The sequence below is a fragment of the Lactobacillus sp. C449L genome (assembly GCF_059900815.1).
Genome location: NZ_JBWXGA010000145.1, coordinates 1 through 477, shown reverse-complemented (window position 1 = coordinate 477; position 477 = coordinate 1). Strand labels below are relative to the sequence as shown.

General features: G+C 72.1%; 1 protein-coding gene. It reads right to left on the bottom strand.

Annotated elements, in window-relative coordinates:
* Positions 1-427, bottom strand: a 427-nt coding sequence (locus tag AC2JF9_RS08720; protein ID WP_500726977.1) for a hypothetical protein, incomplete at its 3' end; no start/stop codon positions are given.
* Positions 428-477 lie beyond the last annotated feature (50 nt).

Below are 477 nucleotides of genomic sequence, written 5' to 3'. Positions count from 1 at the left end.
GTACGACCTCCACCCCTGTTCCGGCCAACCTCAGGACGACGTCGCAGGGGGTCGAGAGCGATGCGCCCGCCCAGGGCCGATGCACCGCGCGCGCGTGCAGCATCCCGGGCAGGACCATGTCGTGGATGAACCCCCCGCCGAATACCTTCGCCGGGAGGTCGAGGCGCTTGTCGCTCCGCCCGACCACACGGTACTCGGCGGGCCGCTTCGGCGGCACGGAGCCGGTCGCCGTCGCCGACAGATCGATCGTCCCGGCCAGCGACCAGTAATCGAGCCCGGTCGGAGCGCCCGCGCGCATGATGTCCCCGGCTTCGACGGCGAGGTCCGACGCGTCCGTGCCGAGATCCGCTGCGGCGCGCTCCAGCATGCGGGCGCGCACTTCTGCGCAGACGATCCGGATCGCGCCCCCGCCGATCTCGACGGACAAGGAGCCTGCCGTGAAGGCCTCCGCCGGCGAAAGCTCGGTGTCCCCCGAGA